The 26,973-nt window shown below is 76.7% G+C and carries 13 protein-coding genes and 5 tRNA genes; 8 read left to right on the top strand and 10 right to left on the bottom strand.

Going from position 1 to position 26,973, the window contains the following annotated elements; translation table 11 throughout:
• The first annotated feature begins 87 nt into the window (after positions 1-87).
• Entirely contained in the window at positions 88-1,278 is a 1,191-nt protein-coding gene (locus J0910_RS10940) for an FAD-dependent monooxygenase (protein WP_420158390.1), read from the top strand.
• A 96-nt stretch (positions 1,279-1,374) separates the two neighbouring features.
• Positions 1,375-1,770: a PGPGW domain-containing protein gene (locus J0910_RS10935; RefSeq protein ID WP_420158389.1), complete on the top strand. Its 396-nt coding sequence runs from the start codon at positions 1,375-1,377 to the stop codon at positions 1,768-1,770.
• Between the two features lie 311 nt (positions 1,771-2,081).
• Here J0910_RS10935 and J0910_RS10930 read toward each other — a convergent pair.
• Positions 2,082-2,155, bottom strand: a tRNA-Val gene (locus J0910_RS10930).
• Between the two features lie 437 nt (positions 2,156-2,592).
• Between J0910_RS10930 and J0910_RS10925 the strand changes: the two genes are divergently transcribed.
• A complete protein-coding gene (locus tag J0910_RS10925) occupies positions 2,593-3,009 on the top strand; it encodes an SsgA family sporulation/cell division regulator (RefSeq protein ID WP_184398388.1) in 417 nt (138 codons plus the stop codon).
• Positions 3,010-3,239: 230 nt separating this feature from the next.
• On the opposite strand, the gene J0910_RS10920 is transcribed toward J0910_RS10925, so the two are convergent.
• Positions 3,240-4,082, bottom strand: a complete 843-nt coding sequence (locus J0910_RS10920) for an aminotransferase class IV (protein ID WP_420161954.1) — start codon at positions 4,080-4,082, stop codon at positions 3,240-3,242.
• A gap of 442 nt (positions 4,083-4,524) precedes the next feature.
• Here J0910_RS10920 and J0910_RS10915 point away from each other — a divergent pair, with 442 nt between their 5' ends.
• From J0910_RS10915 to J0910_RS10895, 5 genes are all read left to right on the top strand, one after another.
• Positions 4,525-4,956 (top strand): roadblock/LC7 domain-containing protein, encoded by a 432-nt coding sequence (locus J0910_RS10915; RefSeq protein WP_420158388.1) that lies wholly within the window; start codon positions 4,525-4,527, stop codon positions 4,954-4,956.
• Between the two features lie 132 nt (positions 4,957-5,088).
• Positions 5,089-5,161 (top strand) — tRNA-Gly (locus tag J0910_RS10910).
• Between the two features lie 61 nt (positions 5,162-5,222).
• A tRNA-Gly gene (locus tag J0910_RS10905) sits at positions 5,223-5,295 on the top strand.
• A 33-nt stretch (positions 5,296-5,328) separates the two neighbouring features.
• Positions 5,329-5,403: transfer RNA gene (locus J0910_RS10900), tRNA-Cys, on the top strand.
• A gap of 21 nt (positions 5,404-5,424) precedes the next feature.
• Positions 5,425-5,498: transfer RNA gene (locus J0910_RS10895), tRNA-Val, on the top strand.
• Positions 5,499-5,630: 132 nt separating this feature from the next.
• On the opposite strand, the gene J0910_RS10890 is transcribed toward J0910_RS10895, so the two are convergent.
• From J0910_RS10890 to J0910_RS10855, 8 genes are all read right to left on the bottom strand, one after another.
• Positions 5,631-6,224: a hypothetical protein gene (locus J0910_RS10890; RefSeq protein ID WP_420158387.1), complete on the bottom strand. Its 594-nt coding sequence runs from the start codon at positions 6,222-6,224 to the stop codon at positions 5,631-5,633.
• Positions 6,225-6,350: 126 nt separating this feature from the next.
• Positions 6,351-7,637, bottom strand: a complete 1,287-nt coding sequence (locus tag J0910_RS10885) for a haloacid dehalogenase-like hydrolase (protein WP_420158386.1) — start codon at positions 7,635-7,637, stop codon at positions 6,351-6,353.
• 797 nt (positions 7,638-8,434) lie between these two features.
• Positions 8,435-16,054 carry an SDR family NAD(P)-dependent oxidoreductase gene (locus tag J0910_RS10880; protein ID WP_420158385.1) on the bottom strand — a complete coding sequence of 2,540 codons (7,620 nt, stop codon included), beginning with the start codon at positions 16,052-16,054 and terminating at the stop codon, positions 8,435-8,437.
• Positions 16,055-16,167: 113 nt separating this feature from the next.
• Complete coding sequence (locus J0910_RS10875; RefSeq protein WP_420158384.1) at positions 16,168-23,751, bottom strand: SDR family NAD(P)-dependent oxidoreductase; 7,584 nt, start codon at positions 23,749-23,751, stop codon at positions 16,168-16,170.
• Between the two features lie 352 nt (positions 23,752-24,103).
• Positions 24,104-25,357, bottom strand: a complete 1,254-nt coding sequence (locus tag J0910_RS10870) for a styrene monooxygenase/indole monooxygenase family protein (RefSeq protein WP_420158383.1) — start codon at positions 25,355-25,357, stop codon at positions 24,104-24,106.
• Between the two features lie 85 nt (positions 25,358-25,442).
• Positions 25,443-26,000, bottom strand: coding sequence for a GTP-binding protein (locus tag J0910_RS10865; RefSeq protein ID WP_017590934.1), 558 nt, complete (start codon positions 25,998-26,000; stop codon positions 25,443-25,445).
• A gap of 13 nt (positions 26,001-26,013) precedes the next feature.
• Positions 26,014-26,376: a DUF742 domain-containing protein gene (locus tag J0910_RS10860; protein ID WP_017590933.1), complete on the bottom strand. Its 363-nt coding sequence runs from the start codon at positions 26,374-26,376 to the stop codon at positions 26,014-26,016.
• Between the two features lie 90 nt (positions 26,377-26,466).
• Complete coding sequence (locus tag J0910_RS10855) at positions 26,467-26,892, bottom strand: roadblock/LC7 domain-containing protein (protein ID WP_026119912.1); 426 nt, start codon at positions 26,890-26,892, stop codon at positions 26,467-26,469.
• Positions 26,893-26,973: the final 81 nt, after the last annotated feature.

The following is a 26,973-nucleotide window of genomic DNA, read 5'->3' as shown; positions in this document are numbered from 1 at the left end:
CGCCTCCCCTGCCCGCCGGGTACCGTTCGGCCACACGGGTATGCACAACGCGGGGGCCGGACGAGGGCGAGGGGACGGGGACTGCAGGTGCGGATCGTGATCGTGGGGGCGGGGATCGCCGGGCTGACCCTGGCCGCGGCGCTGGCCAGGGCGGGGCGCCGGTGCGTCATCGTCGAGCAGGCCCAGGACTTCTCCCCGGTCGGCTCCGGCATCCGCCTCGCCCCCAACGCGACCCGCCTCCTCACCGCCCTGGGCCTGGGCCCGGCGCTCACCGCGGCCTCCTCCCGGCCGCTCCGCCGCGACATCCTCCGCTGGGACGACGGCCGCCTGCTGCACAGCACCCCGCTGGGCGGGGAGGCGGAGAAGCGGTACGGCGCGCCGCTGCTCACCCTGCTCCGCTCCGACCTGCACCGCATCCTGCTGGACGCGGTGCCCGAGGGGACCGTGCTCCCCGGGCGGTACATCACCGACGTCCTGGAGAACAGCGACGAGGTGACGCTGCGCTGCTCCGACGGCCGGGAGTTCCACGGCGACGTCGCGGTCGGCGCCGACGGCGTGCACTCCTCGCTGCGCGCCCTGCTCCGCCCCGAGCGGCACCGCTCCTCGGGGCAGGCGGTCTACCGCGGGGTGGTGCCCGCGGAGCGGCGCCTCGGGGCCGAGGCCGAGCCGCGCATCCGGATCTGGGTGGGGGCCGACCGGAACTTCACCGACTACCCGGTCTCGGGCGGCCGGCTCAGCTTCTCGGCGACCCTGCCCAGCACTCCCCCGGGCTCCGGGGCGTGGACCACCGAGGGGCGGATCGCCGCCCTGGGGAGCGCCTTCACCGACTGGGACCCTCGGCTGCTCGAAGAGGTCCCCGAAGCCGACTGGGTGGGCCTGTGGGAGCTGAGCGAGCACGATCCGGTCCCCGCCTGGACCACCGGCCGGGTGGTCCTCGTCGGGGACGCCGCGCACCCGATGCTGCCCTACTTCGCCCAGGGGGCCGACCAAGCGGTGGAGGACGCGATGGTGCTGGCCGAGTTCCTCCGACACGCCGACGCGCTCAGCGCCGGCCGGGCGCTGGCCGGGTACGCCGAGGCGCGCCGGGAGCGCACGGAGCGGATCCACGCGCTGGGGCGCCGGGCGCTGCGCGCGTTCACCCCGCGCGCCGAGGGCGCCCCGGAGGACCGCCCCGCGCTCCTGGGCGATCTGGAGCGGGCCGAGAGCGAGTGGATCTTCGGGCACGACGCCGGCGCGGACGCCGCGCGCCGGGCGCGCAGGCTGCACCGCCCCGGGTGACCCGGGGCCCGCCGCCGGGCGGCGCCCGATGCCGGTGTTGACGTCCCTGTTTCCGCCCGTATACCCGACCTTGATCCGCCCGATATTGTGTGCACCATGACTCAGACCCCACTGACCGGCACTGAAGGGCCGGACCCGGCGGGATCCAGAGCCACGCCCGCGCGCAAGCGGTACTGGCGCCGCATCCGGGTCCGCATGCGCATCTGGCGGATGAGGATGCGGTCCCATCCGCTTCTCCATGTCACCTGGCGAACGGTGGTCGCCGTGGTCGGCGGTGCCGTGCTCACCATGGGTCTCGTCATGTGCGTCACCCCCGGCCCCGGGATCGCCGGGATCGTCCTCGGCCTGGCGATCCTGTCCAGCGAGTTCGGCTGGGCGAACGGCCTGCTCCGCCGGGCCCGGACGCACGCGGTACGGGCCAAGGAGTCCGCGATCGCCGCGGAGCGGCGGCGGCGCGAGCGCCGGCGGCGGAAGAGGGCCGGCCGGCGCTGAGCCTCCGCCTCGGGGCCCTGTCCCCGCGTTCCGGTATCGGACCGCCTCTTACCGGCCGTACCGCGCCCTGAATGCGCGGGCCCGGCGGCCCGGCGGTGTCGTGCAGCTCACCCCGGCGCGCCCGAACCTTCCGCCTTCCGGACTGGTCCGAGAGGGTGCACGGGGAGAAAGCGGGGCGCTCCGGCCGGGCGGCGCAGGGCACCGGTCCCGGGCGGGGGCCGGCGCCGGGTGCCGCCCCGGCGGCGGGGCCCGGCCGAAACCCCAACGAAAAAAGCCGACTCCGGTTGATCGGAGCCGACCTTGTCGAGAGGTGGGCGATACTGGACTCGAACCAGTGACCTCGTCGGTGTGAACGACGCGCTCTAGCCAACTGAGCTAATCGCCCTGGTCCCTCCCCGCCTGCTCGGCGGGGTGAACAATGAGAACTCTAGCGCATCCGACGGGGTGCTCGCGCAACCCGCGTCCCCGCAGGACCGCACAGGGTGTGACCGAGGTCTCAGCACCGACCGGCCCCGTTCGTTCAAAGACGCGTAAAACGTGAAAGCCCCTCGGCAAAGGGGATGTGAACGGCGGGCGGCGGCGAGGCCACCGGAGCCCCCGCAGATGGGTGACGGGGCACACACATGATCCGGAAATTCCTGGTTTCCGCAGCTCATTACAGTGACCGAGGATCGCAGAGGCCGTACTTGGACACCCCTTGGCGATCCGGTAGCGAAAAGTCCCGCGATCATCGCGTCATAGATCGCGGACGGCCGCGTTGGAGCGGGTGAGACGGCATACGGTTCCGCGCCGCGGGGCCGGACGAGAAAAGGTTTGGCGAACATGAACAGTAGCGGCACCACTGCCAGCGCCGAGCTGGGCCTGCAGCTCCTGGTCCCGGAGCGCACCTCGGTCCCCCTGGTCGCGCGGCTCGACTACACCGCTGACGACCCCTACGCGATCAAGGTCGCCTTCCACACCGGCGAGGACGAGCCGGTCGAGTGGATCTTCGCTCGCGAGCTGCTGACCGTCGGCATCGTCCGCCCGGTCGGCGAGGGCGACGTCCAGGTGTGGCCCTCCAAGGGCGGCGACGAGCGCACCGTCAACATCGCGCTCTCCTCGCCGTTCGGCCAGGCCCAGTTCGACGCGCCGGTGGCGCCGCTCGCCGAGTTCCTGCACCGCACCTACGAGATCGTCCCGGCCGGCGAAGAGGCCGACCACATCGATCTGGACAGCGAGATCGAGCGCCACCTCTCCTGACCCGCCCGCGCGCCGGCACGGGGCCTACGGGAGCGGCCCCGGCGCACCGCTGCGCGGCCTGGGGCGGCTGAGCATGCACGGACCACCGGTGGTTTACCCCGGCACTCCACGGCACAAACCGCATCAGCGACATATCCCCCGACCCCCTCGGGAAACGGACGAGTGCCGCGACTCCATTCGAGTCGCGGCACTCGCCGTTTCCCGGGCCCCGTGTCCTCCGGGGCCGGGGATCAGGGGTCCATGTCGGAGGCGGAGCGCTCCGCGAACACCTCCATCGTCTTGCGGGTCACCGGGCCCGGCGCGGCGGGCAGCGCGCGGCCGTCGACCGCGCTGATCGGCTGCACGTCGCGGCCGGTGGAGGTGAGGAAGGCCTCGGAGGCCTCCTCCAGCGCGGACATCGGCAGGTCGGTCTCCTCCCCGCCGGCCCACTCCAGCACCAGCTCGCGGGTGATGCCGGCCAGCGGCCCGGCGGAGAGCGGCGGGGTCACCAGGTGCCCCCGCACCACCAGGAAGATGTTGCTGCCGGTGCCCTCGCAGAGGTTCCCCGCGGTGTTGGCGAAGATCGCCTCGCTGCCGCCCCGCTCCTTGGCGTAGGCGAGCGCCCGCACGTTGCCGGCGTAGGAGGTCGTCTTCAGCCCGGCCAGCTCGCCGTTCTCGTTCCGCGTCCAGGGCACCACGGCGACCCCGGTGGACGGCGCCATCGGCGGCATCGGGGCGGCCGCGACGATGTAGGTCGGCTCCGCGTCGCCGCGCTCGGAGCCGAGCGGCCCGGGGCCGCCGGTCATGGTGATCCGGATCCGCGCCGCCTGGACCTCGGGGGCGGCGTCCAGGGCGCGGCGCACCCCGTCGGCGAGCAGCTCCAGGTCGGGCTCGGGCAGGCCGATGCCGGCCGCCGAGCGGGCGAGCCGGCGCAGGTGCCGGGAGAGCGCGAAGGGCTGGCCGCCGACCCCCTTGACGGTCTCGAAGACCCCGTCGCCCACGGTGATCCCGTGGTCCAGGGCCGGGATCCGGGCCTCCGCGGCGTCCACGACCGCCCCGCGGCCGTACCCTGCGCCCGCGATCCACACCCGCATCGCTCTCACCTCACCATTCGACGGTTCCGATCTGGCACCGATCCTGCCACGCGGACCGCCTCGGCGCGGGCCGACCGGCCCTGCCGCGCGGAGCGCTGCGGAACGGCGGCCGCACCGGCCCGACCGGCGCCGCGCGCTCCCCGGCCCTCCGCCGGGCGGCCCGGAGGGGCCTAGAGGCGCGCCGCGCGCCGCGCAAGCCCCGTGTCCGGCAGTGGCCGCGCCGCGGTTTCCGGTCTTCTTCTCGGCCACCGTATGCACAGGTGACCGGCGCCGCCGGGCGCTGCGGACACCCGTCCGCCGCCCCGACACCGGCCGGAAATCCGGCTACATGGGTTACGAATGGCTATCATCTGGGCAACGCTTACGGGGATCGCCCCCTCCGGCGCGGCAACCCGTGCCAGACGATCGATCCCGCCCCACCCCACGACAGATCTTGAGAGTCATGACCATTCGGAGCACCGCCCCTGGCGAACTGAGCTGGCTGCTGGACGACCTCCTCACCCGGGCTCAAGGAACACAGCACGCCATCGTGCTGTCCACCGACGGCCTGCTGATGGCCTCGTCGAGCCGGCTGGACCGGTCCGCCGCGGAGCACCTCGCCGCGATCGCCTCCGGCCTGCACAGCCTGGCCGCCGGCGCCAGCCGCCAGTTCAACGCCGGAGAGATCCGCCAGAGCATCATCGAGATGGACGGGGCCTTCCTCTTCGTGGCCGCGGCGGGCGAGGGGGCGTGCATGGCGCTGCTCTCCGACACCGACAGCGACGTCGGCCTGATCGCCTACGAGATGAACAAGGTGATCCAGCGGGTCGGCCAGTACCTGTCCGCCCCTCCCCGGCCGGACATGCCGGTCTCCCCGACCCGCGTCGAGCGGTGAGGCCGGGCGGGCCGGCCCGCCCGGCGGCCCCGCGGGCGATTTGATTTCGCGCTCGCGCCGAAAGTCCGCTAGAGTTCAACACATCGCAGCGAGGGCGGCGGCCGGGAGACCGGCCCAGGACCTCACAGCGGTGCGGACGTGGCTCAGCTGGTAGAGCATCACCTTGCCAAGGTGAGGGTCGCGGGTTCGAATCCCGTCGTCCGCTCTGAGCCGCCAGGCGGCTCGCAGCAAAGACAGGGTACGAGGGGTCCGCCCCTGCGTATCACGCGGACGTGGCTCAGCTGGTAGAGCATCACCTTGCCAAGGTGAGGGTCGCGGGTTCGAATCCCGTCGTCCGCTCGGAGAGGGACATGCGCGAGGCCACAGGCTCGCGGCGGAGTGGCCGAGTGGCTCAGGCAAGGGACTGCAAATCCCTGTACACGGGTTCGATTCCCGTCTCCGCCTCCACCCCTTGTTCCGGGGAGACCCGGGCGGTTAGCTCAGTTGGTTAGAGCGCTACCTTGACACGGTAGAGGTCACAGGTTCGAATCCTGTATCGCCCACACCTCGACGGCAGGTCAGAGATCACCTCTGGCCTGCCGTTCTCTTTTCTCCCTGAGGGCACCGCCACTCGGGACCGGGGCTCTCCTCATCCCCTGTCCGTACCGCTCAGCTCCGCCGTCTCGCGCCCCCGATCAGAAGTGGACCGTGAGGCAGACGAGCCAGGCGTCGCCGGGCAGGGCGTCGACGTAGTCGCCGATGCGGCGGAAGTGGGGGGTGCGGTCCGGGCCCACGTCGGATTCATCGAGCCATTCGCCGTCCAAGGTGAGCAGGTTGGGGCCGGCGGCGGCCCGTCCGCGCTCTGCTCGGACCAGCTCGTCGAAGGCCGCGCGGAGGGCCTCGGGTGACCTCTCCTCCGGGGGCCGCAGGCCGCTCCCGCCGCGGTTCTCGGCGAGGAAGCCGGGCCACCGCCGCCAGGCCTGCTCCGCCGCTGCCGCTCGCAAGCGTCCCAGGTCGAGCAGGTGTTTGGGGCCTCCGTCGCAAGCGACGCAGCCGGCCAGCGGGCTGTCCGCGGGGAACCTGTGCGGAGCGATCAGGTCGGGGTGACCGTCGGCGGTGCTCAGGTAGCGGCCGGCCCAGTATCCGCCGATCCACCATTCATCGCACTGGGCTCCGCCGTCCGGAGGACGGGAACCGTGCAGAAAGGGCGCCATGACCAGGTCCAGCTGCCGCTCCAGTGCCACTTCTCGGTTCCGATGCACCGCGACGACCACGGGTTTGTAGGACATTCTCCCTCTTTCCTGTCACGTTCAGGGAAGGTTCGAACACCGAATGTAGCGGCCGGTGGTGACGGAAGGCGGTCGAGCGGAGCCGGGGCGCCCGGTCCCCTCTCCCCGGTCCGCCGGGGACCCGGGTCAGAAGGCGGTGTCCCGCTGGTCCGGGATGGGGGTGCCGTCGTCGCGGAGGACCGGGGCGGTGGTGCCGTTGGGGCGGGTGTATCCGGTGGTGGAGCAGGGGTAGGGGTCGGTCCGCCGTGGGAGCGGGTCGATGAACATCGGGTTGACCAGCCAGGCGCCGTCGGCGTCGTCGTAGGCGCGGCACATGGCCTCGGTGCGGTTGCGGTTGACGACCAGGCGGGCGTGGGTCGCGTCGGAGACGAAGGAGACGTCGGTGTCGGAGTCGCCGGAGGCCAGGGCGATGCGGCGGCCGGCGTCCTGGCGCTCCCAGGCCTCGGGGCCCTCGACGCCGAAGATCTCCTGGTTGACCCAGCAGCGCTTGCCCTCGATGTAGGGGATGGCCTCGCCCCGGCCGCCCTCGGTGCCGCCGCACCCTTCGTTGCGGGTGGTGATCCGGCCGCCGTCCAGGACGCTCCGGATCGCGATGGTGTGCGACGGCGGGACGCCGACGCCGGCCGCCCAGGTCTCGGTGATCGGCTCGAAGCCGGCCGAGACGACGTGGACGTCGAACCCGGCCCGGCGCAGGGTGCGGATCAGGTCGCGCTGCTGCGGGTAGTAGCGGACGTAGCCGGGGACGGTGTGCGTGCCGACCCGCTGCACGGCGCCGACCGGGGCGGCGAGGGCGCGCTTCCGCGCCGCCAGGGTGATCCGGCGGACCTCTGCCGGGGTGCGCCCGGCGAACAGCTGCGGGACCCAGGCGTACTCCGGGACCGTGCGGCGGTGGTTCCACCGGCCCTCGAAGGCGCGCTCGCCGCTCATCGTCCGCGCCTCGCTGCGGACGGAGAAGATCTCGTCGGCGCAGTCGGCCTCGGTGGAGGTGGGCAGCGGCTCGCCGACCGGCACGTCCGTCCCGCACGCCTCGGTCAGCGCCCGGTCGGCCGCCGGGGTCAGCCACGGGCTGACGCCGCTCCAGTCGGCCGGGCGGAGGATCTCGTCGTGCTGCAGCGCCCAGACCAGCGTCGCGTCGGTGACGTCGTTCTTGGTGACCGTGCCGTCCCAGTCGAAGGCGGCCACCGGCCGTTCGCCGCCGCGTCCGCCGCCCTCGCCGCTCTCACCGCAGATGCCCAGCTCGTCGATGACCCGCTGCAGTTCGGCGCGGTTGTCGCCGTACCACTCCAGGTCCTCCGAGAGGGTCGGGCAGCGGCCGTTCGCGGCCCGCCCGGCCTCCGCGGCGGCGGCCCCGGGCCCCGCGCAGGCGATCGCGGCGGCCAGGGCCGCCGCACCGATCCGTGCTGGGATGCGCATGTGCTCCTCCGTCACTCGGCGGTGGCGCTCCCGGGACCGATCACCCTGTGCGTCCACCCGTGATCAGAACGCAACATACACCGGCGGCGCCGGCCCGCGCCGACCCGTGCTCCGATCTGTGGACGGCGGCGCGGACCCGATCGGCGCGGAACGGTGCGGACCGGCCGCCCGGGCCGGGCGGCCGCCCCTGGTCCGCTCTCCGGAGCGGCACGACGCCGGCCGGTACCCCTCCCTTGCCCGGCCCCGCTCCCTCCCCGTGGAGGATCCCGATGCAGCACCCCCTGCCCCTCGGGCGGCCCGCGGCTCCCCGGCGGCTCCGCCCCGCTGCGCCCGGCGCCCCCCGGGGGGATCGGCCCGTTCCAGGTGGCGGGCCGGATCGGCACGGGCGGCATGGGCGCGGTCCACGGGGCGCTCGGCAGGCGCGGCGAGCGGGCCGCGGTCAAGGCGATCCACCTCCGGTACGCGCCAGGCCCCGAGGGCTCCTGCGCCCTCTACGAGCGGCGGTACCGGCCGCCGGAGGAGATCGGCGCGGCCGCGGTGGACGGCCACGGGCCCCCGGCCTGGCCCAGATCATGGAGAACGGCGAGTTCACCGCCTGACGGGCCGGTCGGCGAGCGGCCCCGGCGGGGAAGGGCCGCCCGGCGATGCCGGCGTCGGGCTCGCCCTTCCCCAGGCGTCCCGGGAGCCGCGGTCCCGGACGCCGAGCGCCCCGGCACGGCGCGGCGCAGTGCGGCACGGCGCGCCCTGTTCCCTCCGGGGACGGGCGGGGCCGGCGGTCTCCTCCGGCCCCGGCGGGGTCATGCGTGCTCCCGCTCCCCCCTCCCGCACTGGGCCGGGACCGGGGCGGGGGGCCGGGCCGCCTCCGTGCCCGCCAGCCGGGCGTGCACGGCCCGCGCCGCCGCTGCGGCGTGCTCCTCCAGCATGGTGAGGTGGTCGCCGGGGACCCGCTCCTCGGTGTGCGGGAGCGGCCAGTCGAAGCGGCACTCCTCCGCGGGCATCGGCGCCCCGTCCAGGCCCGGCAGCGGCTCCTCCGGGCGGAGGAAGACGGCGGGCGCGGCGACCTCCGGCGGCGTCCACTCCCAGAAGAGCCGCAGGTAGCCGCCGCCGGCCGTGGCCCGGACCGGGTCGGTCAGGCCGAGTTCCGCCTCGCGCGCGGCGATCCCCGCACCCACCACGTCGAGCGTCCGGTCGTCCCCGGGGGCCGGCGTGTCCAGCAGGAAGAGCGCCTCGGGGCGCGCCCCCCGCTCTTCGAGGCGCTTGGCGGCCGCGTGCGCCGCCCACCCGCCGGAGGAGCGGCCGAGCAGGGCGAACGGCCGCCCCGCCGCGTACTCCAGGACCGCGCGCGCGTGCACCTCCGCCAGCGCGCCGAGGCCCGCCGGCAGCGCCTCCCCGCGTTCGAAGCCCGGGTGCGGGAGGGCCGCGACGTCCCGCTTCCCGCGCAGCTCCGCGGCGAACCGGGCGTACTCGTGCGGCCCGGCCGCCATCACCAGGGAGGGGAAGCAGACCAGCAGGGCCCGCCCGTCCGGCGGGGCGCCCTGGGCCAGCCGGACCGGGCGCACCGGCTCCCCGCGCTCCGCGGCCGACCTGAACACCGGCCGCAGCACGGACGCCGCGCGCAGCATCGCGGCCCCCTCCGCGGCCCGCCCGGTGCGGCAGGCCTCCAGGAAGAGGCCGACCAGGCCGCCGTCCGCGGGGTCGGGCGCGGTGGAGGGCGGAGCGGAGGGCGCGGCCGCGCCGGAGGCGGGCGCCCCGGCCTCCGGTGCGGGGGCCGCTCCCCCGGTGGCCGCCCCGGCACCGACCGGGGCGGCAGGCCCTTCGGGGGCGGTGGAAGGCGGGGCCGCACCAGGGGCGGATCCGCCCGGTTCCACACCCGCGCCCGATCCGGCGGGCCCCGCGGGGGCGACGGAGGGCGGGATCTCCGGGGCGGCCTCCGGCTCTGCGCCCGTACCCGGTGCGGCGGGCCGTTCGGGGACGGTGGAGGGCGGGATGGAGGAGGGGGCCGCCGGAGCGGTTCCCGCCTCCGCGCCCGGTGCGGCGGGCGCCTCGGAAGCGGTGGAGGGCAGGGTGGAGGACGGCTCCGCCGGGGCGGTTCCCGGCTCCGGGCCCGCCGTCGGTGCGGCGGGGGCCGCCGCCTCCAGGTGCCCGGCCAGGCGGCGCGGGGTGGGGTGGGCGAAGACCGCGCCGGAGGCGAGGCGGGTGCCGAGGTCGGTGCCGAGGCGGTTGCGGAGCTCGACCGCGGTGAGCGAGTCGAAGCCCAGCTCCAGGAAGGAGGCGTCGGGCGGGACCGCCCCCGCCCCGCTGTGCCCGAGGACCTCCGCGGCCCGGGTCCGGACCAGGGTGAGCAGGTCGGACCGGTCGACCTCGGCGGCGGGGGCGCGGTCGCCCCGGCCCGGGGCGCCGGCCAGGCCGCGCAGCACCGGCGCGGCGTCGCGGGCGTCCGCGGCGCGCAGGCCCGGCAGGTCGAGCGCGGCCGGCACCAGGTGCGGGCGGCCGGAGGCCAGGGCCGCGTCGAACAGCTCCAGGCCCAGCCGGACCGGCATGGCGCGCAGCCCGGCCCGGCCCATCCGGGCCAGGTCGGTCCCGGTCAGCTCCTGCGCCGCGGCGCCCCGGACCTCCCACAGCCCCCAGGAGAGCGAGGCGGCGGGCAGCCCGAGGGCGGCGCGGTGCTCGGCGAGCGCGTCCAGGTAGGCGTTGGCCGCCGCGTACCCGGCCTGGCCGGCCGTGCCCAGCACGCCCGCCGCCGAGGAGAACAGCACGAACGCCGCCAGGTCGGCGTCGAGGGTGCGCTCGTGCAGCGCCCAGGCGGCGTCCGCCTTGGCCCGCATCACCGCGTCGACCCGCTCGGCGGTGAGCGAGGCGGCGGTCCCGTCGTCGATGACGGCGGCCGCGTGCACCACCGCGGTCAGCGGCCGGTCCTCGGGGACCGCCCGCAGCGCCCGGTCCAGGTCCTCCGGGTCGGCGGCGTCGCAGGCCAGGACGGCGGCCTCGGCGCCCAGTGCGGCCAGGTCGGCGCGGAGCCGGCCGGCACCCGGGGCCCGGGGGCCCTGCCTGCTCAGCAGCAGCAGGCTGCGCACCCCGTGCTCGGCGGCCAGGTGCCGGGCGAGCCGCCCGCCGAGCGCGCCGGTTCCGCCGGTGATCAGCACGGTGCCGCCGGGGTCCAGGGGCCGGGGCACGGTCAGCGCGATCTTGCCGGTGTTGCGGCCGCGCTGGAGCCGGTGCAGCCCCTCCCCCGCCGCCCCCACCGGCAGGCAGGAGAGCGGCGGCAGGGGCAGCGTCCCCTTGTCGAACAGGGCCATGATCTCGGTGAGCATCTCGGCGGTCCGGTCCGGCCCGGCCTGCTGCAGTTCGAACGGGTGGTAGACGGCGCCGGGGTGCTCCGCGGCGACCCGGTCCGGGTCGCGCTGGTCGGTCTTGCCGAGCTCGACGAACCGGCCGCCGCGCACCAGCAGCCGCAGCGAGGCGTCGACCAGCGGCCCGGTCAGCGAGTTGAGCACCACGTCGACGCCGGTGCCGCCGGTGGCGCGCAGCACGTCGTCCTCGAAGGCGGCGGAGCGGGAATCGGAGACGTTCTCCTCGGGCAGCCCCATCCGGAGCAGCACCGGCCGCTTCTCCCGGCTCGCCGTGGCGAAGACCTCCGCCCCCAGGTGCCGGGCCAGGTGCACGGCGGCCATCCCCACGCCGCCGGTTCCGGCGTGCACCAGCAGCCGCTCCCCGGGGCTCAGCCCGGCGACGTCCACCAGGGCCCGGTAGGCGGTGAGGTAGACGCCGGTGGCGGTGGCGGCGCGGGCGAAGCCCCAGCCCGGCGGGATCGGCGCCAGCAGCCGCCGGTCGGCCACCCCGACCGGTCCGACGGCCGCGCTGAGCAGGCCCATCACCCGGTCGCCGGGGGCCAGCCCGGGCACCCCCGGGCCGGTCTCGGTGACCACCCCGGCGGCCTCGGATCCGACCTTCGCGCTGCCCGGGTAGGCGCCGAGGGTGAGCAGCAGGTCGCGGAAGTTCAGGCCGACCGCCCGCACGTCCACCCGGACCTCCCCCTCGCCCAGCGGGCGGGAGGCGTCCGGGTGCGGCACCCGGGCCAGGCCGTCGATGCGGCCGCTGCCGTCCGGCTCCAGCCGCCAGCCCCGGTCGGCGAGCGCCCCGGGGTCGGCGCGCTCGGGGACCAGCCGCGGCGCGAGCGGCTCGCCGTGCCGGATCGCCGCCTGGGGCTCGTCCGAGGCCAGCGCCCACGGCAGCAGGCGCTCCTCACCGGGGCCGAGGTCGACGGCGCGGAACCGCCCCGGGTGCTCGGTCTGCACCGACCGGAGCAGCCCCCAGACCGCGGCGCCGGCCGGGTCGGCGACGCCCTCCCCGGCCCGGGTCGCCACCGCGCCGCGGGTGACCAGCACCAGCCGGGAGCCGGCCAGCCGGTCCTCGGCGAGCCAGCGCTGCACCAGGTCCAGGGCGGCGCGGACCGCCTCCCGGGCGGCCCCGGGCCCGGCGCCCTCCCCGGCGCCGGGCACCGCGGCGACCGCGAGTTCGGGGGCGGGGGCGCCCGCCGCCACCGCCTCGGCCAGGCCGGCCGGAGAGGGGTGGGCGGGGAGGGCGTCGAGGGTTCCGGCCGCGGGGTCGGCGCCGATCAGCGCCCACCGGCCGGACGGCGGCGGGCCGGCGGGCCGCGGCCCGGTCTGCACCCAGTCGAGCCGGTACAGCGACCGGCCCGCCCCGCCCCCGGGTCCGGTGGCCTCGCGCACGGTGAGCGCGTCGGCGGTGAGCACCGGGGCGCCGTCGGGCAGGGCCGCCTCGACCCGGTAGACCTCCTCTTCCGCGCCGCCGGTCCGGGTGAGCGAGACCCGCAGCCGGGACGCGCCCGCGCGGTGCAGCCGCACCCCCTCCCAGGCGAAGGCCATCCGCAGCCCGGGCCGGGGCTCCCCGGCGCCGTCGACGAGCATCGCGTGCAGGGCGGCGTCGAGCAGCGCCGGGTGGAGGCCGAACCCGCCGCCGTCCGGGCTCTCCTCGGGGAGCTCCACCTCGGCGTGGACCGCGTCCGCGGTGCGCCATGCCGCGCGCAGCCCCTGGAACGCCGGCCCGTACCGGTAGCCCCGGTCGGCCAGCCGCCCGTAGACGCCGTCCAGCGGGACCGGTTCGGCGCCCGGGGGCGGCCACGCGCGCGGCCCGGCCGGCTCCCCGGCGGGGCCGGGCTCGGCCAGCACCCCCTCCGCGTGCAGGGTCCACCCGCCGCCGGTGTGCTCGGCGCGCGCCCCGCGCGGTTCGGCCGGGCGGGAGTGGATGCGCAGCGCGCGGCCGCCGCCCGGCCCGGGGGCGTCCACGGTGAGCTGGATCCGCAGGTCCCGGTCGGGGGGGAGCTCCAGCGGGGCGAGCATCTCCAGCCCTTCCAGGACGGGGCGGCCGCAGCGGGTCCCCGCGTGCAGCGCGAGGTCGAGCAGGGCGGTCCCGGCGAGCAGGGCGGTGGAGTCGGTGGCGTGGTCGGCCAGCCAGGGCTCCTCGGCCAGGGAGAGCCGCCCGGTGAGCAGCGGCCCCGCGCCGTCCGGCCGGGGGAGCTCCGCACCGAGCAGCGGGTGGGCGGCGGCGGGCGCGTCGCTCCCGGCGCGGCGGCGCGGCACGAGCCAGTACCGCTCCCGCTGGAAGGCGTAGACCGGCGGGTCCGCCGGGTGGGCGGCGCCGGGGCCGAAGACCCGGTCCCGGTCGTAGGCGACGCCGGAGGCGAGCGCCTCGGCGAGCGCCTCGGTGAAGCGGTCCCGCCCGCCGTCGCCCCGGTGCAGGGTGGACAGGACGGCGCCGCCCGGGTCGGCGGGGGTGCCGACCGCCGCCTCCAGCGTCGCCTCGATCCCGTCCGTGACCACCGGGTGCGGGCTGACCTCGATGAACGCGGTGCGCCCGCGCCGCGCCAGGTCGCGGATGACCGGTTCGAACAGCACCGGCCTGCGCAGGTTGTCGAACCAGTGGCCGGCGTCCAGTCCGGTGCCGCGCACCGGGGCCCCGGTGACCGTGGAGTGGATCGGGACCTGCTCCGGTCCGGGGTGCACGGTGCCCAGCGCGGCCAGGAAGTCCGCGCGGATCCCGTCGACGGCGGGGCTGTGCGCGGGGTAGGACACCGGTACCCGCCGCGCCGGGTGCCCCTCGGCCGCGCACCACGCCTCCAGCTCGGCCAGCGCGTCCGGGGCCCCGGCGACCACCGCTGCGGCCGGGCCGTTGCGGGCCGCGACGGTGAGGCCCCGGTCCGCGCCGGCCAGCCAGGCGTCCAGCCGCTCGGCCGGCGCCCCGACCGAGACCAGGGCGCCCCGGCCGGCCAGCGGCAGCGCGGCCCTGCTGCGCACCGCGACCAGCCGGGCCGCGTCCTCCAGGGTGAGCGCCCCGGCCACCGCGGCGGCGGCGATCTCGCCCTGGGAGTGGCCGACCACCGCCGTGGGGCGGACCCCGCAGGCCTGCCAGACGGCGGCCAGCGAGACCATCATCGCGAACAGCGCCGGCTGCACCACGTCGACCCGGTCCAGTCCGGGGCCGCCGCAGCCGCGCAGCACGTCGGTCAGGGACCAGTCGACGTGCGGCCGCAGCGCCGCCTCGCACTCGGCCGCCCGCGCCGCGAACACCGGGGACTCCTCCAGCAGCGCGGCGCCCATGCCCGCCCACTGGGAGCCCTGCCCGGGGAAGACGAACACGGTCTGCTCCAGCGGGCGGGCGTGCCGGGGCGGCACGATCCGCACCCGGTCGGCCGGCCCGTGCGCGGCGCCGGCGCGCCCTCCGGCGAGGCCGCGCAGCCCGTCGGCGAGGGCGCCGGGGGTGCGGGCCAGAACTGCGGCGCGGTGCCCCAGCCGGGCGCGGGGCCCGGCCAGCGCGCGCCCGGCGCCCTCCAGCACGCCCGGTTCGGCGGAGTGGCCGTCCAGGTACTCCGCGAGCGCGCGGGCCTGCGCCGGGACGTCCTCCGGGGTGCGCCCGGCGACGGTCCAGGGCACCGGGCCTCCGGGGGCGAAGGGGCGCTCGGCCGGTGCGGCCCGCCCCGCGGCGGGGGCCTCCGGGGCGCCGTCCGCGGCCGGTCCGGCGGCGGCCGGCTCCTCCAGGACGAGGTGGGCGTTGGTGCCGCTGATCCCGAACGAGGAGACCCCGGCCCGGCGCGGCCGCTCCCCCCGCGTCCAGGGTTCGGCGGCGCTGAGCGGCCGGAGCGCCGAACCGTCCCAGTCGACGTGCGGGGTCGGCCGGGTGATGTGCAGCGACGCGGGGAGCAGCCGGTGCCGGAGTGCGAGCACGGTCTTGATCACCCCGGCCACCCCCGCCGCGGCCTGGGTGTGGCCGATGTTGGACTTGACCGAGCCGATCGGCAGCGGCCGGTCCCGGCCCTCACCGTAGACCGCGTTCAGCGCCTCGGCCTCGATCGGGTCGCCCAGCCGGGTGCCGGTGCCGTGCGCCTCCACGGCGTCCACGTCTCCGGGTTCCAGCCCGGCGTCGGCGAGCGCCGCGCGGATCACCGCCTGCTGCGCCGGGCCGCTGGGCGCGGTCAGCCCGTTGGACGCCCCGTCGGAGTTGACCGCCGACCCCCGGATCACCGCCAGCACCGGGTGCCCGCTGCGCCGCGCGTCGTCCAGCCGCTCCAGCAGCAGCAGGCCCGCCCCTTCGGCGAAGCCGGTGCCGTCGGCGCCGGCGTCGAACGCCCGGCACCGGCCGTCGGAGGAGAGCCCCTGCTGCCGGGAGAACTCGACGAACAGGGCGGGGGTGGCCATCACCGCGGCCCCTCCGGCCAGCGCGAGCGTGCATTCGCCGCCGCGCAGGCTGCGCACCGCCAGGTGGAGCGCGACCAGGGAGGAGGAGCAGGCGGTGTCGACCGTGACGGCCGGGCCGCGCAGGCCCAGGGCGTAGGCGATCCGGCCGGAGGCGACGGCGCCGGAGGTGCCGGTGGTCCAGAACCCGCCGGCCTCCTCGGTGGCGCCGAGCGCGTCGGCCGCGTAGTCGTGGTTGCCGATCCCGGCGAACACCCCGGTGCGGGTGCCGGCCAGCGCAGCCGGGTCGATCCCGGCCCGTTCCGCGGTCTCCCAGGCCAGCTCCAGCAGGATCCGCTGCTGGGGGTCCATGGCGGCCGCCTCGCGCGGGGAGATCCCGAAGAAGCCGGCGTCGAAGTCCGCGGCGCCGTACAGGAACCCGCCCTCCCGGGTGGAGGAGGTGCCGGCCCGCCCGCGCTCCGGGTGGTAGAGCCGCTCGGTGTCCCAGCCCCGGTCGGACGGCCATCCGGAGACGGCGTCGGTCTCCCCGGCGAGCAGGTCCCAGAGCCGGTCCGGGGTGTCCGCGCCGCCGGGGAACCGGCAGCCCATCGCCACGACGGCGACCGGCTCCCGGCGGGCTGCTTCGGCCTCCCGCAGCCGGGCGCGTATCCGGCGCAGGTCGGCGGTGGTGCGTTTGAGGTAATCGAGGAGTTTCCGGTCGTCCGCCATCACGGCCTCTCTGTCAGGGGGCGAGTGTCCGGCGATGGTGCCGATCGGGCCCTGCGGTCGGGCCCCGTCCGGTGCCTGGGGAGCGGCACCGCGGATGTGCCGGAGGTCGGAGGTCAGGCCCCGCCGAGCTCCGCATCGATGAGGGCGAGCAGCTCCTCGGGGGTCGCGTCGTCGACCTCGGCGTCGCCCGATGGTCGCCCGTGCTCCTCCCCGCCGAGCAGGGCGCGGATCCGCCCGACCGCGCCGCTCCGCTCCAGCGCGGCCGGGCCCGCGGCGGAGAGTGCGGCCTCGACCTGGGCCAGGGCGGTGTCCAGCCGCTCCTCCGCGGTGGGTTCCGCCGGCCCGGCGGGCCCCTTCGGGCCGGTCGCGGCCTCCAAGTGCGCGGCGAGCGCGGCCGGGGTGGGGTGGTCGAAGGCGGCCGAGGCCGGCAGCTTCAGCCGCAGCACGGCGGCGAGCCGGTTGCGCAGCTCCAGGGCGGTGACCGAGTCGAGGCCCTGCTCCTTGAAGGCGCGGCCGTCGGCGACCCCGTCGGCCGAGGCGTGGCCGAGGACCGCGGCGGTCTCCCGGCGCACCAGGTCGAGCAGGGCCCGGCCGCGGTCCTCTCCGGCGGCCGGCGCCGCCGGGGCGGCCCCGGCGGCGGGGTCCGGAACCGCCTCGGGGATCCGGTCGAGCAGGGTGCCGGGGCGGACCGCGGTGAAGGCGGCGGGGAAGCGGGACCAGTCGAACCGGGCCAGCACCACCGCGGTGTCGCGGTTCCGCACGGCGCGGAGCAGCGCCTCGGCCGCGGTGCCCGGGTCCATTCCGGGCAGGCCGTGCCGGGCCAGCCGGTCGCCGGCCGCCTCGGCGGCCATGCCCGGGCCGGCCCAGGCGCCCCAGGCGACGGAGGTGGCCTCCAGGCCGAGGGCGCGGCGGTGCCGGGCCAGCGCGTCCAGGACGGCGTTGCCCGGGGCGTAGTTGCCCTGCCCGGCCACCCCGACCAGCCCGGCCGCCGAGGAGAACAGCACGAACGCGTCGAGGTCGGCGTCGAGGGTGAGTTCGTGCAGGTGGAGCGCCGCAGTGGCCTTGGCGCGCAGGGCGCGCTCCATCCGGGCGGGGGTGAGCGCGTGCACCGGGGCGTCGTCCAGTGCGGCCGCGGCGTGCAGCACCGCGCGCAGCGGCCGGTCGGCGGGGACGGAATCGAGCAGCCCGCGCAGTGCGCCGTGGTCGGCGGCGTCGCAGGCGGCGACGGTGACCTCCGCCCCGGCCCGGTGCAGCTCCTCGACGAGGGCGGGGGCGCCGGGCGCCGCCATGCCGCGCCGCCCGGCGAGCAGCAGGTGCGGCGGCTCGGGCTCGGCGGCGAGCCGCCGGGCGACCTGCGCCCCCAGCGCACCGGTACCGCCGGTGACCAGCACCGTTCCCGGGCGGATCCGGTGCCGCGCGGGCGCACCGCCCAGCGGGGCCCGCTCCAGCCGCCGGGCCAGCAGCCCGTGCGCCCGGACCGCCGTCTGGTCCTCTCCTCCGGGGGCGCCGAGCGCCGCGCAGAGCAGCCCCAGGTCCCGTTCGCCCGGCTCGGGCGGGAGGTCCACCGTGCCGCCCCAGCGCGCCGGGTGCTCCTGGGCGGCCACCCGGGCCAGCCCGCAGACCGCGGCCCGGCGCGGGTCGGTGACCGCGTCCTCCGGGACCGCGGCGACCGCGCCCCGGGTGGCGCACCACAGCGGGGCGCCGACGCCGGCGTCGCCGAGCGCCTGCACCAGCGCCGCCGTCTCGGCGAGGGGGCGCGGCACCGACGGCGTGTCCGGCCCGAGCGGTTCGGCGTCCGCGCAGGCCAGCAGGGAGAGCACCCCGGTGGCGGGCTCCCCGGGCGCGGCCGCGGCGGACAGCGCCGCGGTGAGCGCCGCCCGGTCGGCCCCCGGCGGGGCGGCGACGGGGACGACCCGGGCCCCGCAGGCGGCCATCCGGCGGGCGGCCGCCGCGGCGAGCGCCCCGGTCCCCCCGTCCCCGCCGGCGACCAGCAGCCAGGTTCCGGTGAGCCGGGGGCGGTCCGGGGCCGGAACCCGCACCCAGGTCTCGCGGTAGCGGAGCCGGTCGGCCTCGGCGTCCGCGCGCCGGCGGCGGCGCCGCTCGGCGAGGGCGGGCAGGACGGGGGCGAGTTCCGCGCGGTCCACGCCGAGTTCGGCGGCGGCCCGGCCGGCGTCGCCGGCCTCCACCGCCGACCAGAGGGCGGGATCGTCCTCCGCGGTGTCCGGGACGGCCGGCGCGGCGGGGGCGTCCAGCCAGTACCGGCGGCGCTGGAACGGGTAGGTGGGCAGGGCGGCCGGGGGGCCCGCGCCGGGCCGGTCCGCGAACCGGCCGCGCCAGTCGACCGGGGCGCCCTCGGTGAACGCGCGGGCCGCGGCGGCCAGCAGGGGCCCGGAGGCCCCGTCCAGGCCGAGGCCGCCGTGGGCCAGGGCCTCGCCGAGCGCCTCCGCCATCCGCTCCGGCCCGCCCGCCCCGCGGCGCAGGGTACCGGTCGCGGTGCCCTCCGCACCGGCCCGCCCGATCGCGGCGGTGACCGCCGCGGTCAGCGCCGGGTGCGGGCTGACCTCGATGAACGTTCGGTGGCCCGCTTCGGCGAGGGCCTGCACCACGGGGGCGAAGCGCACCGTCGAGCGCAGGTTGGCGTACCAGTAGCCGGCGTCCAGCGGCGTCCCGCCGAGCGGTCCGCCGAGCAGCGTGGAGTGGAACGGGACCGCCGGTTCGGCCGGCGCCACCCCGGCGAGGGCGGTCAGCACCCGCTCCCGCACCGCTTCGACGTGCGGGGAGTGCGAGGCGTAGTCCACGTCCACCCGGCGGGCGTCGGCGCCCTCCGCCTGGCAGCGCTCCACCAGTGCGCGCACCGCCTCCGGTGCGCCGGACACCACCGTGGAGGAGGGGCCGTTGACCGCGGCGACGTGCACGTCCCCGCCGAGGGCGGCGATCCGCTCGGCCGTCTCGGCCTCGCCGAGCGCGACCGCGGCCATCGCGCCGCTGCCGGCGATCCCGGTGATCGCGGCGCTGCGCAGCGCGGCGACCGCGGCCCCGTCCGCGATGGTCAGCGCCCCGGAGACGCAGGCGGCGGCGATCTCGCCCTGGGAGTGGCCGACCACCGCGGACGGCCGCACCCCGTACGAGCGCCAGGTCTCGGCGAGCGCCACCATCACCGCCCACAGCACCGGCTGGACGACGTCGACCCTGCTCAGCGGGGCTGCTCCGGGGTCTCCGCGGAGCACCGCCAGCGGGTCCCAGCCGACGTGCGGGCGCAGCGCCTCGGCGCACTCGGCGGCGGTGCGGCGGAACGCCTCCGAGCCGCGCATCAGCTCGGCGGCCATCCCCGGCCACTGGGTGCCCTGCCCGGGGAAGACGAACACCGGCCCGTCCGGGTCGGCCGCCGGGGGCGGTGCGGGCGCCCCCCTCCCCCGTCCGGCCGGGCCGGGCGGTTCCGCCCCGCTCCCGGGGGCGCCGAAGACCCGGGTGCCGCCCTCCGCGACGCCGGCGAGCCCGGTGAGCAGGGCGGGGCGGTCGGCGGCCAGCACCACGGCGCGGTGCTCCAGCACCGCCCGGGTGGTGGCCAGGGCGCGGGCCACCTCGGCGATCGGGGTGCCCTCGTCCCGCTCCAGGTGGTCGGTGAGCCGCAGCGCCTGGTCCCGGAGGGCCTCCGGGGAGGCGGCGGAGAGCACGAAGGGCAGCAGCGGGCCCGGCTCGTCCCGGTCCGCCGCAGCAGGGCCCTGCCCGGACGGCCGCCCCGCCGAGGCATCGGACCGGCCGCGCGCGGCGGGAGTGCGCCCCTCGGCCGAAGCCGCCCCGGACCGTTCTTCTTCGGCCTCTCCCCCGGTCAGGCGGGCGACCGGATCCGGACCGCCCCGATCCGCCTCCGCAGCGGATCCCGGCGAAGGCGGCCGGACCGCCGGGGAACCGGACGGGACGCCCCCGGCCCGCTCCTCCGTGCTCGGGCGGGCGGCCGAGTCCTCCCGGTCCGCTTCCCCGGGAGAGCCCTGCGCAAGCGGCCGCTCCGCCGAAGCACCGGACGGGCCGTGCCCGGCCGGGCGGCGCGCCGCAGGCGGGGCGGCCCGGACCGGCTCCTCCGGGGCCTCTTCCAGGATGAGGTGGGCGTTGGTGCCGCTGATCCCGAACGAGGAGACCCCGGCCCGGCGCGGCCGCTCCCCCCGCGTCCACGGCTCGGCGGCGGGCAGCAGGGCCAGCCCGCTGCGCGCCCAGTCCACCTCCGGGGTGGGCTCGTCGAGGTTGCGCGATGCCGGCAGCACCCCGTGCCCGAGCGCGAGCACGGTCTTGATCACCCCGGCCACCCCCGCCGCGGCCTGGGTGTGGCCGATGACGGATTTGAGCGCCCCCACCCGGAGCGGCCGGTCCCGGTCCGCGCCGTAGACCGCGCTCAGCGCCCCGGCCTCGATCGGGTCGCCCAGCCGGGTGCCGGTCCCGTGCGCCTCCACCGCGTCCACCTCGCCCGGCTCCAGCCCCGCGTCGGCCAGCGCCGCCCGGATCACCCTCTGCTGCGCCGGGCCGCTGGGCGCGGTCAGCCCGTTGGACGCCCCGTCGGAGTTGACCGCCGAACCGCGGATCACCGCCAGCACCGGGTGGCCGCTGCGCCGCGCGTCGCTCAGCCGCTCCAGCAGCAGCAGGCCCGCCCCCTCGGCCCAGGCGGTGCCGTCCGCCGCGGCGGCGAACGGCTTGCACCGGCCGTCCGGGGCCAGCCCGCCCTGCGCGCCGAACTCGGTGAACATCTCCGGGGTGGCCAGCACGCACACCCCGCCGGCCAGCGCCGCCGAGCATTCGCCGCGCTGCAGCGAGCGGACCGCCCGGTCCACCGCGACCAGGGAGGAGGAGCAGGCGGTGTCCACGGTGAGCGCGGGCCCGCCGAGTCCGAGGAGGTAGGCGATCCGGCCGGAGGCGACGCTCGGCGCCGCCCCGGTCATCAGGTAGCCCTCGTGGCCGTCCCTCCGGAACGGGCCCGGTCCGCCGTAACCGGACGCGGTGGCGCCGATGAACACCCCGGTGCGGGTGCCGGCCAGCCGGTCGGGGGCGATGCCCGCGCGTTCGGCGGCCTCCCAGGCCAGCTCCAGCAGGATCCGCTGCTGGGGGTCCATGGCGGCCGCCTCGCGCGGGGAGATCCCGAAGAAGCCGGCGTCGAAGTCCGCGGCGCCGTACAGGAACCCGCCCAGCCGCACCCCGCCGGAACCGCCTTCCCAGCCCCGGTCCACCGGGAACCCGGAGACCGTGTCGGCCCCCTCCTCCAGCAGCCGCCAGAGCGCCTCGGGGCCGTCCGCTCCGCCCGGGAACCGGCAGGCCATCGCGGTGATCGCGACCGGCTCGGCCGGCCCTCCCGGGGCCGGCGGCGCCTCCGCCGCCCCCCGGTCCGCCTCCGGGCCGCGCTCCAGGGCGCGGGCGAGCAGCGCCGGCGTCGGGTGGTCGTAGACCAGGCCGGCGGGGAGCCGCCGCCCGGTGGCCCGCTCCAGCCGGGTGCGCAGCTCGGTCCCCATCACCGAGTCGAACCCCAGGTCGCGGAAGGTCCGCTCGGCCCGGACCCGGTCGGGTCCGGAATGGCCGAGCACCTCGGCCGCGTGCCCGCGGACCAGGTCCAGCGCACCGCCGGCCGACAGCCGCGGGGCGGGACGGGCGTCCCCGGCCCCCGCACCGGGAGGGGCGGAGGGCGCCGGCGCATCCGGGGCGGTGGACGCCGGCGCGGCCGGATCAGCGGGCACGGATGCGGCCGGCGCCGCCGTGCCGGGGGACCCGGGCACCGGTGCGTTCGGGGCGGCGGGCGGCGCCGCGTCCGCTCCGGCCCGTTCGGTGAACCAGTGCCGGCTCCGCTGGAAGGCGTAGCCGGGCAGGTCGACGGTGCGCGCCCCGGGGATCGGGCCGGGGTCGGGCGGTTCGGCGGTGCCGGGGCGGTCCGGGCCGGTGCGGACGGCGCCGGTGGGCCCGTCGCCGCGTTCGGCCGCGGCCAGCCCGCGGAGCAGCTCTTCCCGGCCTCTCCCGTACAGGTGGATCCGGTAGGGCAGCCGCTCCCGGGTGGTCGCCAGGGAGTGCGCGATGTCGGCCGGGTCGGCCGCCGGGTCCGCCTCGACGTGCGCGCGGAGACGGGCGCACTGCGCGCGCAGCGCCTCGGCGGAGGCCGCGGAGACGATCCAGCACAGCCTCCGGCCGGTCGGCGGCGCGGTCCGCGGTCCACCCGGCGGCGCGGCCGACGGCGCCTCCGGCGATGTGCCCGGCGGGATCCTCGGCGGCGCGGACGGCGGCGCGCCCGACCGGCCCCCCGGCGGCGCGGCCGACGGCGCGGCTCCCAATCCCTCCGGCGGCGTGCCCGGCTGCTCTCCCGGCGGCGTGCCCGACGTCGTGGTCCTCGGCGCCTTCGACGGTGTGCCGGGTGAGGCCTGCGGCTGCGCGGTCGGCGGTGCGGCGGCCAGGACCACGTGGCAGTCGGTGCCGCCCATGCCGAAGGAGGAGACCCCCGCCACCGGGTGCCCGCCGGACGGCCAGGGCGCGGTCTCGGTCTGGACCCGCAGGCCCAGCCGCTCCAGTGGGATCTCCTCGGGCGGTGCGGTGAAGTTCAGGCTGGGGAACAGCTCCCGGGAGGAGAGCCCGAGCACCGTCTTGATCAGGCCCGCGATGCCCGCGGCGGCGGAGAGGTGGCCGATGTTGGTCTTGACCGAGCCGACCGGCAGCGGCCGGCCGGCGGGGCGGGCGGCGCCGTGCACCGCGCCCAGCGCGGCCGCCTCGACCGGGTCGCCGACCGGGGTCCCGGTGCCGTGCAGCTCGACGTGGTCCAGCCGCCCGGGCGCGATCCGGGCGTCGGCGCAGGCCGCGCGGAGCGCGCGCTCCTGCCCCTCCCGGCCGGGGAAGGCCGGCGCGGGGGTGGCGCCGTCGCCGGTGACCGCGCCGCCGAGGATCAGCGCCTGCACCCGGTCGCCGTCGGCCAGTGCATCGGCCAGCCGCTTGAGCAGCACCGCGCCGCCGCCCTCGCCGCGCACGTAGCCGTTGGCCCGCCGGTCGAAGGCGAAGCAGCGGCCGTCCGGGGAGAGGCCGCCGAACCCGGCCTCGGCGGCGGCCGCGTGCGGCGCGAGGTTGAGGTGGACCCCGCCCGCGATCGCCGCGCCGCAGGCCCCGGCGCGCAGGCTCTGCACCGCCTGGACCACCGCGGCCAGCGACGACGACTGGCCGGTGTCCAGCACCGCGCTGGGGCCGTGCGCGCCCAGCGTGTAGGAGAGCCGGTTGGCGATCATGGTGCGGTGCAGGCCGGTCATGGTGTGGTGGGCCGGCGGGCCGCCGCGGGTCTGCCGGAGCAGCGCGTAGTCGTCGCCGGAGGCGCCGACGAACACCCCGGTGGAGGTGGACCGGAGCGCGTCGGCCGGGATCCGGGCGTCCTCCAGGACCTCCCGGCCGAGCTCCAGCATGAGGCGCTGGCGCGGGTCGGTCTCGGCGGCCTCGCGCGGGGAGAACCCGAACAGGTCCGCGTCGAACAGGTCGGCCCCGTCGATGAACGCCCCGTACCGGCCGGCCGGGCCGGCGGCCGGGTCGCCGGCGAAGAGCCGGTCGGCCGGGACACCGGTGACGGCCTGCCGACCCCCGGTGAGGAGTCCGCGGAAGGCTCTCGGCCCCGCCGCCCCCGGGAAGCGGCACGCCACGCCGACCACGGCGATCGCCTCATCGAGGTGGACATCGGAAAGCCGAACCGTCGACCGCATCGGGAATCACTCCAGGATCGCGCCGTCCGTCGCTGATCAGCCGTTCAAGGCGAGGGAGAACCGGGAAAGCGACCCGTCAAAAAGCCCATTCGACATGAATCGACACAATTGCCCCCCTCGTGACGACGTGCGGCGATCCTAACTCCCATGCATAAGCACGGCAATATGCAGGTTCGTTTCGGACTCTCACCTTCTTCGCATAAGAACACGGGCAACACGAGGCACCGAACGCCACTCCTCCGATACGGAGAACGAAAAAGGTCCGGATGTCGACTGTTTCGACATCCGGACCCCATGGCATCCGTTTTGCGTATGTTGTCGGTATGCGGCGCCCCGCGCGCACCGCCCCCGGTCAGCGGCCGCGGGCCGCCTTCAGTTCTTCCAACCACTTCTTTCCGCCCTGCTCGTCGTAGAGCCAGGTGAAGAAGTCAGGCGGGTAATTCCACCCCTTGAGCAGCCGGTCTCCGACGCCGGGGACCTCCGCCATCATCCCGAAGATCTCCTGCACCCAGTCCGGCAGCCGCTGCTCCCACATCGTGGAGACCCATTCCGACCAGTGCTGCGCGGTGTGCCCGTACTCCCAGAAGTCCTCGAAGGTGCGCTCCAGGAAGTCCCGGTCGAAGGGCTTGTCCCCGTGCGCCAGGATGCTCTCCAGGTAGCTCTTCGCACACCGTGCGGAGTGGTTCCACCCCTGCAGGACGTAAGGGTCCATCGAGATGACCACGTCGGAGATGCCCAGAACCAGCCCGCCGGAGGGCAGCACCCCGACCGGATTGCGCACCTGCGGCTGGAGCATCCCGGCGATGGTGCTCCGCCCGTCGACCAGCTCGGCGTCCTTCACCCGCTCGTAGTAGGGCGGCGCGTACTTGCGGAGCAGCTCCTGCATCCAGGCGAACTGGTCGTCCGGGCGCGGCCGGGCCGGCCAGGCCCCCATCGAGCCGCCCGGCCGGTCGCTCATGAACAGCGCGTGGCAGGGCCCCTCCCGGGTGAGGAACGGGACCAGGAAGAAGCAGCCCAGGTCGGGGGCGGTCCCGGCCCAGCCCACGCTCTCCTTCTCCCCCGGGTCGACCGCGACGTCGAAGATGTTGGCCTGGGCCAGCGCCCGCTTGCGCGCCGCGCTGAACCGGCTGGTGTCGTGGTCGAACAGCGCCCCCAGCTCGCCGTGGCCCACGGCGATGACGATGAGGTCGAACATGCGCGAGAAGTAGTCGAGGTCGCTGACGGTCACCCCGTGGATGACCACCTTGCCGCCGCAGTCCTCGAAGTACTCCAGCCAGTCGGCGATCTTCACCCGGCGGTCGATCGCGATGCCGTAGCCGCCGTCCTCGAAGCTGCTCGCCATGATGGTCTGCGGCGCTCCGGGCGGGAACAGCCCGATCTTGAACTTCTCGATCCTGGGCGCCTGGGCGCTCCAGAAGTCCAGGTGCAGCTCGCGTTCGAGCTCCAGGGCGGTGGGCATGGTGAGCTGGGTGATGGCGGGCCGGTTGGTGCGGATCTCGATGGACGTCTGACCGGTGATCACGGTGACGTCGTAGCCGTTGTTCAGCAGGCCGTGGGCGAGCTGGAGGCCCGAGTGCCCCGCTCCTACGATGAGGATCTTGCGCATCTGAAGTGTTTCCTTCTCGAAAGGTCGGCGGGCCCGGCGCCCGCGCCGCCGGCTCGGCGGGGCGGCACGCCGGCCCGGACCGCCGTCAGCCGACCGGCTCGGCCTCGGCCCCGGCCTGCAGGGAGTAGCGGAGCAGCGTCTTGAGCACCGTTCCGCCTGAGGTGCGGTCCCGGGCGTCGAAGTCGATGATCGGCACCGTCGCGCCGACCTCCAGCGCCTCGCGCACCTGCTCGGAGGTGTACTCCAGCCGGCCGTCGAACCGGTTCAGCGCGACGATGTAGGGGATCCTCCGGTTCGTCTCGAAGTAGTCGACCGCGTCGAAGCTGTCCGCGAGCCGCCGGCAGTCGACCACGACCACGGCGCCCACCGCGCCGCGGATCAGGTCGTCCCACATGAACCAGAACCGGGACTGCCCCGGGGTTCCGAACATGTACATGACCAGCTGCTGATCCACGGTGATGCGGCCGAAGTCCATGGCCACGGTGGTGGTGACCTTGGTCGGCGTCACGCTGGTGTCGTCGTGCGGGAGGCTGGCCTCGGTCATCACCGCCTCGGTGGTCACCGGAGGGATCTCGCTGACGGCGCCGACCAGGGTCGTCTTTCCGGCGCCGAAACCGCCGGCCACGACGATCTTGGTCGACATCTTCGTCTGGGCGTCACTGGAAAAGTCGTTCGAGACCACGAAGAGCCCTCTCCAGAACCTGGTTTTCCGACGGGCTGTTACCCGTGATGGTCGGGTGGATGTAGACGAGGCCCAGCTCGGCCAGGTCGCTGAGCAGCACCTGGGTGACCCCCAGCGGGATCTTCAGCTCGGCGGAGACCTCGGCGACGGAGCGCGTCTCGCGGCACAGCAGGTAGATGTCCTGGGACTCCGGCATCAGGTTCTCGGGCGGGTCGTGGCCCGGGTCCGCGGTGGAGACCAGGGTCTGCACCATGAGCGGGTGCCGCGACCGGGTCCGCCCACCGGTGAAGGTGAAGGACCGGATACGCGTGCTGCTCCTGCGCCTGCGGTAGCTCATAACTGTGGCGTCCTCTTCACTATCCGAATGACTCGGATGATCCGAATGATCCGGTCGGCCCGGGCCGGAGCGGGGCGGCGGACCGCGGGCTCATTTCCCGATCACCTCGCGCAGCTCGGACCGGAGCTGCGGGGTGAGAGCGTGCGCGACGCGCTCCACCAGGCGTGTCATCTCGTAGGCGACGACCTTCATGTCGGCCCGCTTGTCGCTCAGCACGGCGAGGGAGGAGCCGTCGCTGATCGCCATGACGATGAGGTGCCCCTGGCGCATCCGGATGATGAGCGACTGGCACTCCCCCTTGCCGAACAGCTTCGCGCCGCCCAGCGCGAGGCTCTGCAGGCCGCTGGCGATGGCCGCGAGCTGCTCCGCGTGCTCCTCGGGGAAGTCCCGGGAGGCGGTCAGCAGCAACCCGTCCGATGACACGACGATCGCGTGCTCGGCTCCGTGCACGTCCCGGACGAAGTTGGAGACGAGCCAGGAGAAATCATCGGCGGTCACATTCAACTGCTCGTTCATGGATCTACCAGCCTCTTGCTAGCGGTGGTGTGGGGGAGGTCCTGCGCGGGCGGGCCGCCGGGGGCCGGAGCCCTGGGCGGT

The organism is Nocardiopsis oceanisediminis, assembly GCF_048595525.1.
Classification (GTDB): Bacteria; Actinomycetota; Actinomycetes; order Streptosporangiales; family Streptosporangiaceae; genus Nocardiopsis_A; species Nocardiopsis_A oceanisediminis.
This window is presented reverse-complemented; position numbering and strand designations above follow the sequence as displayed.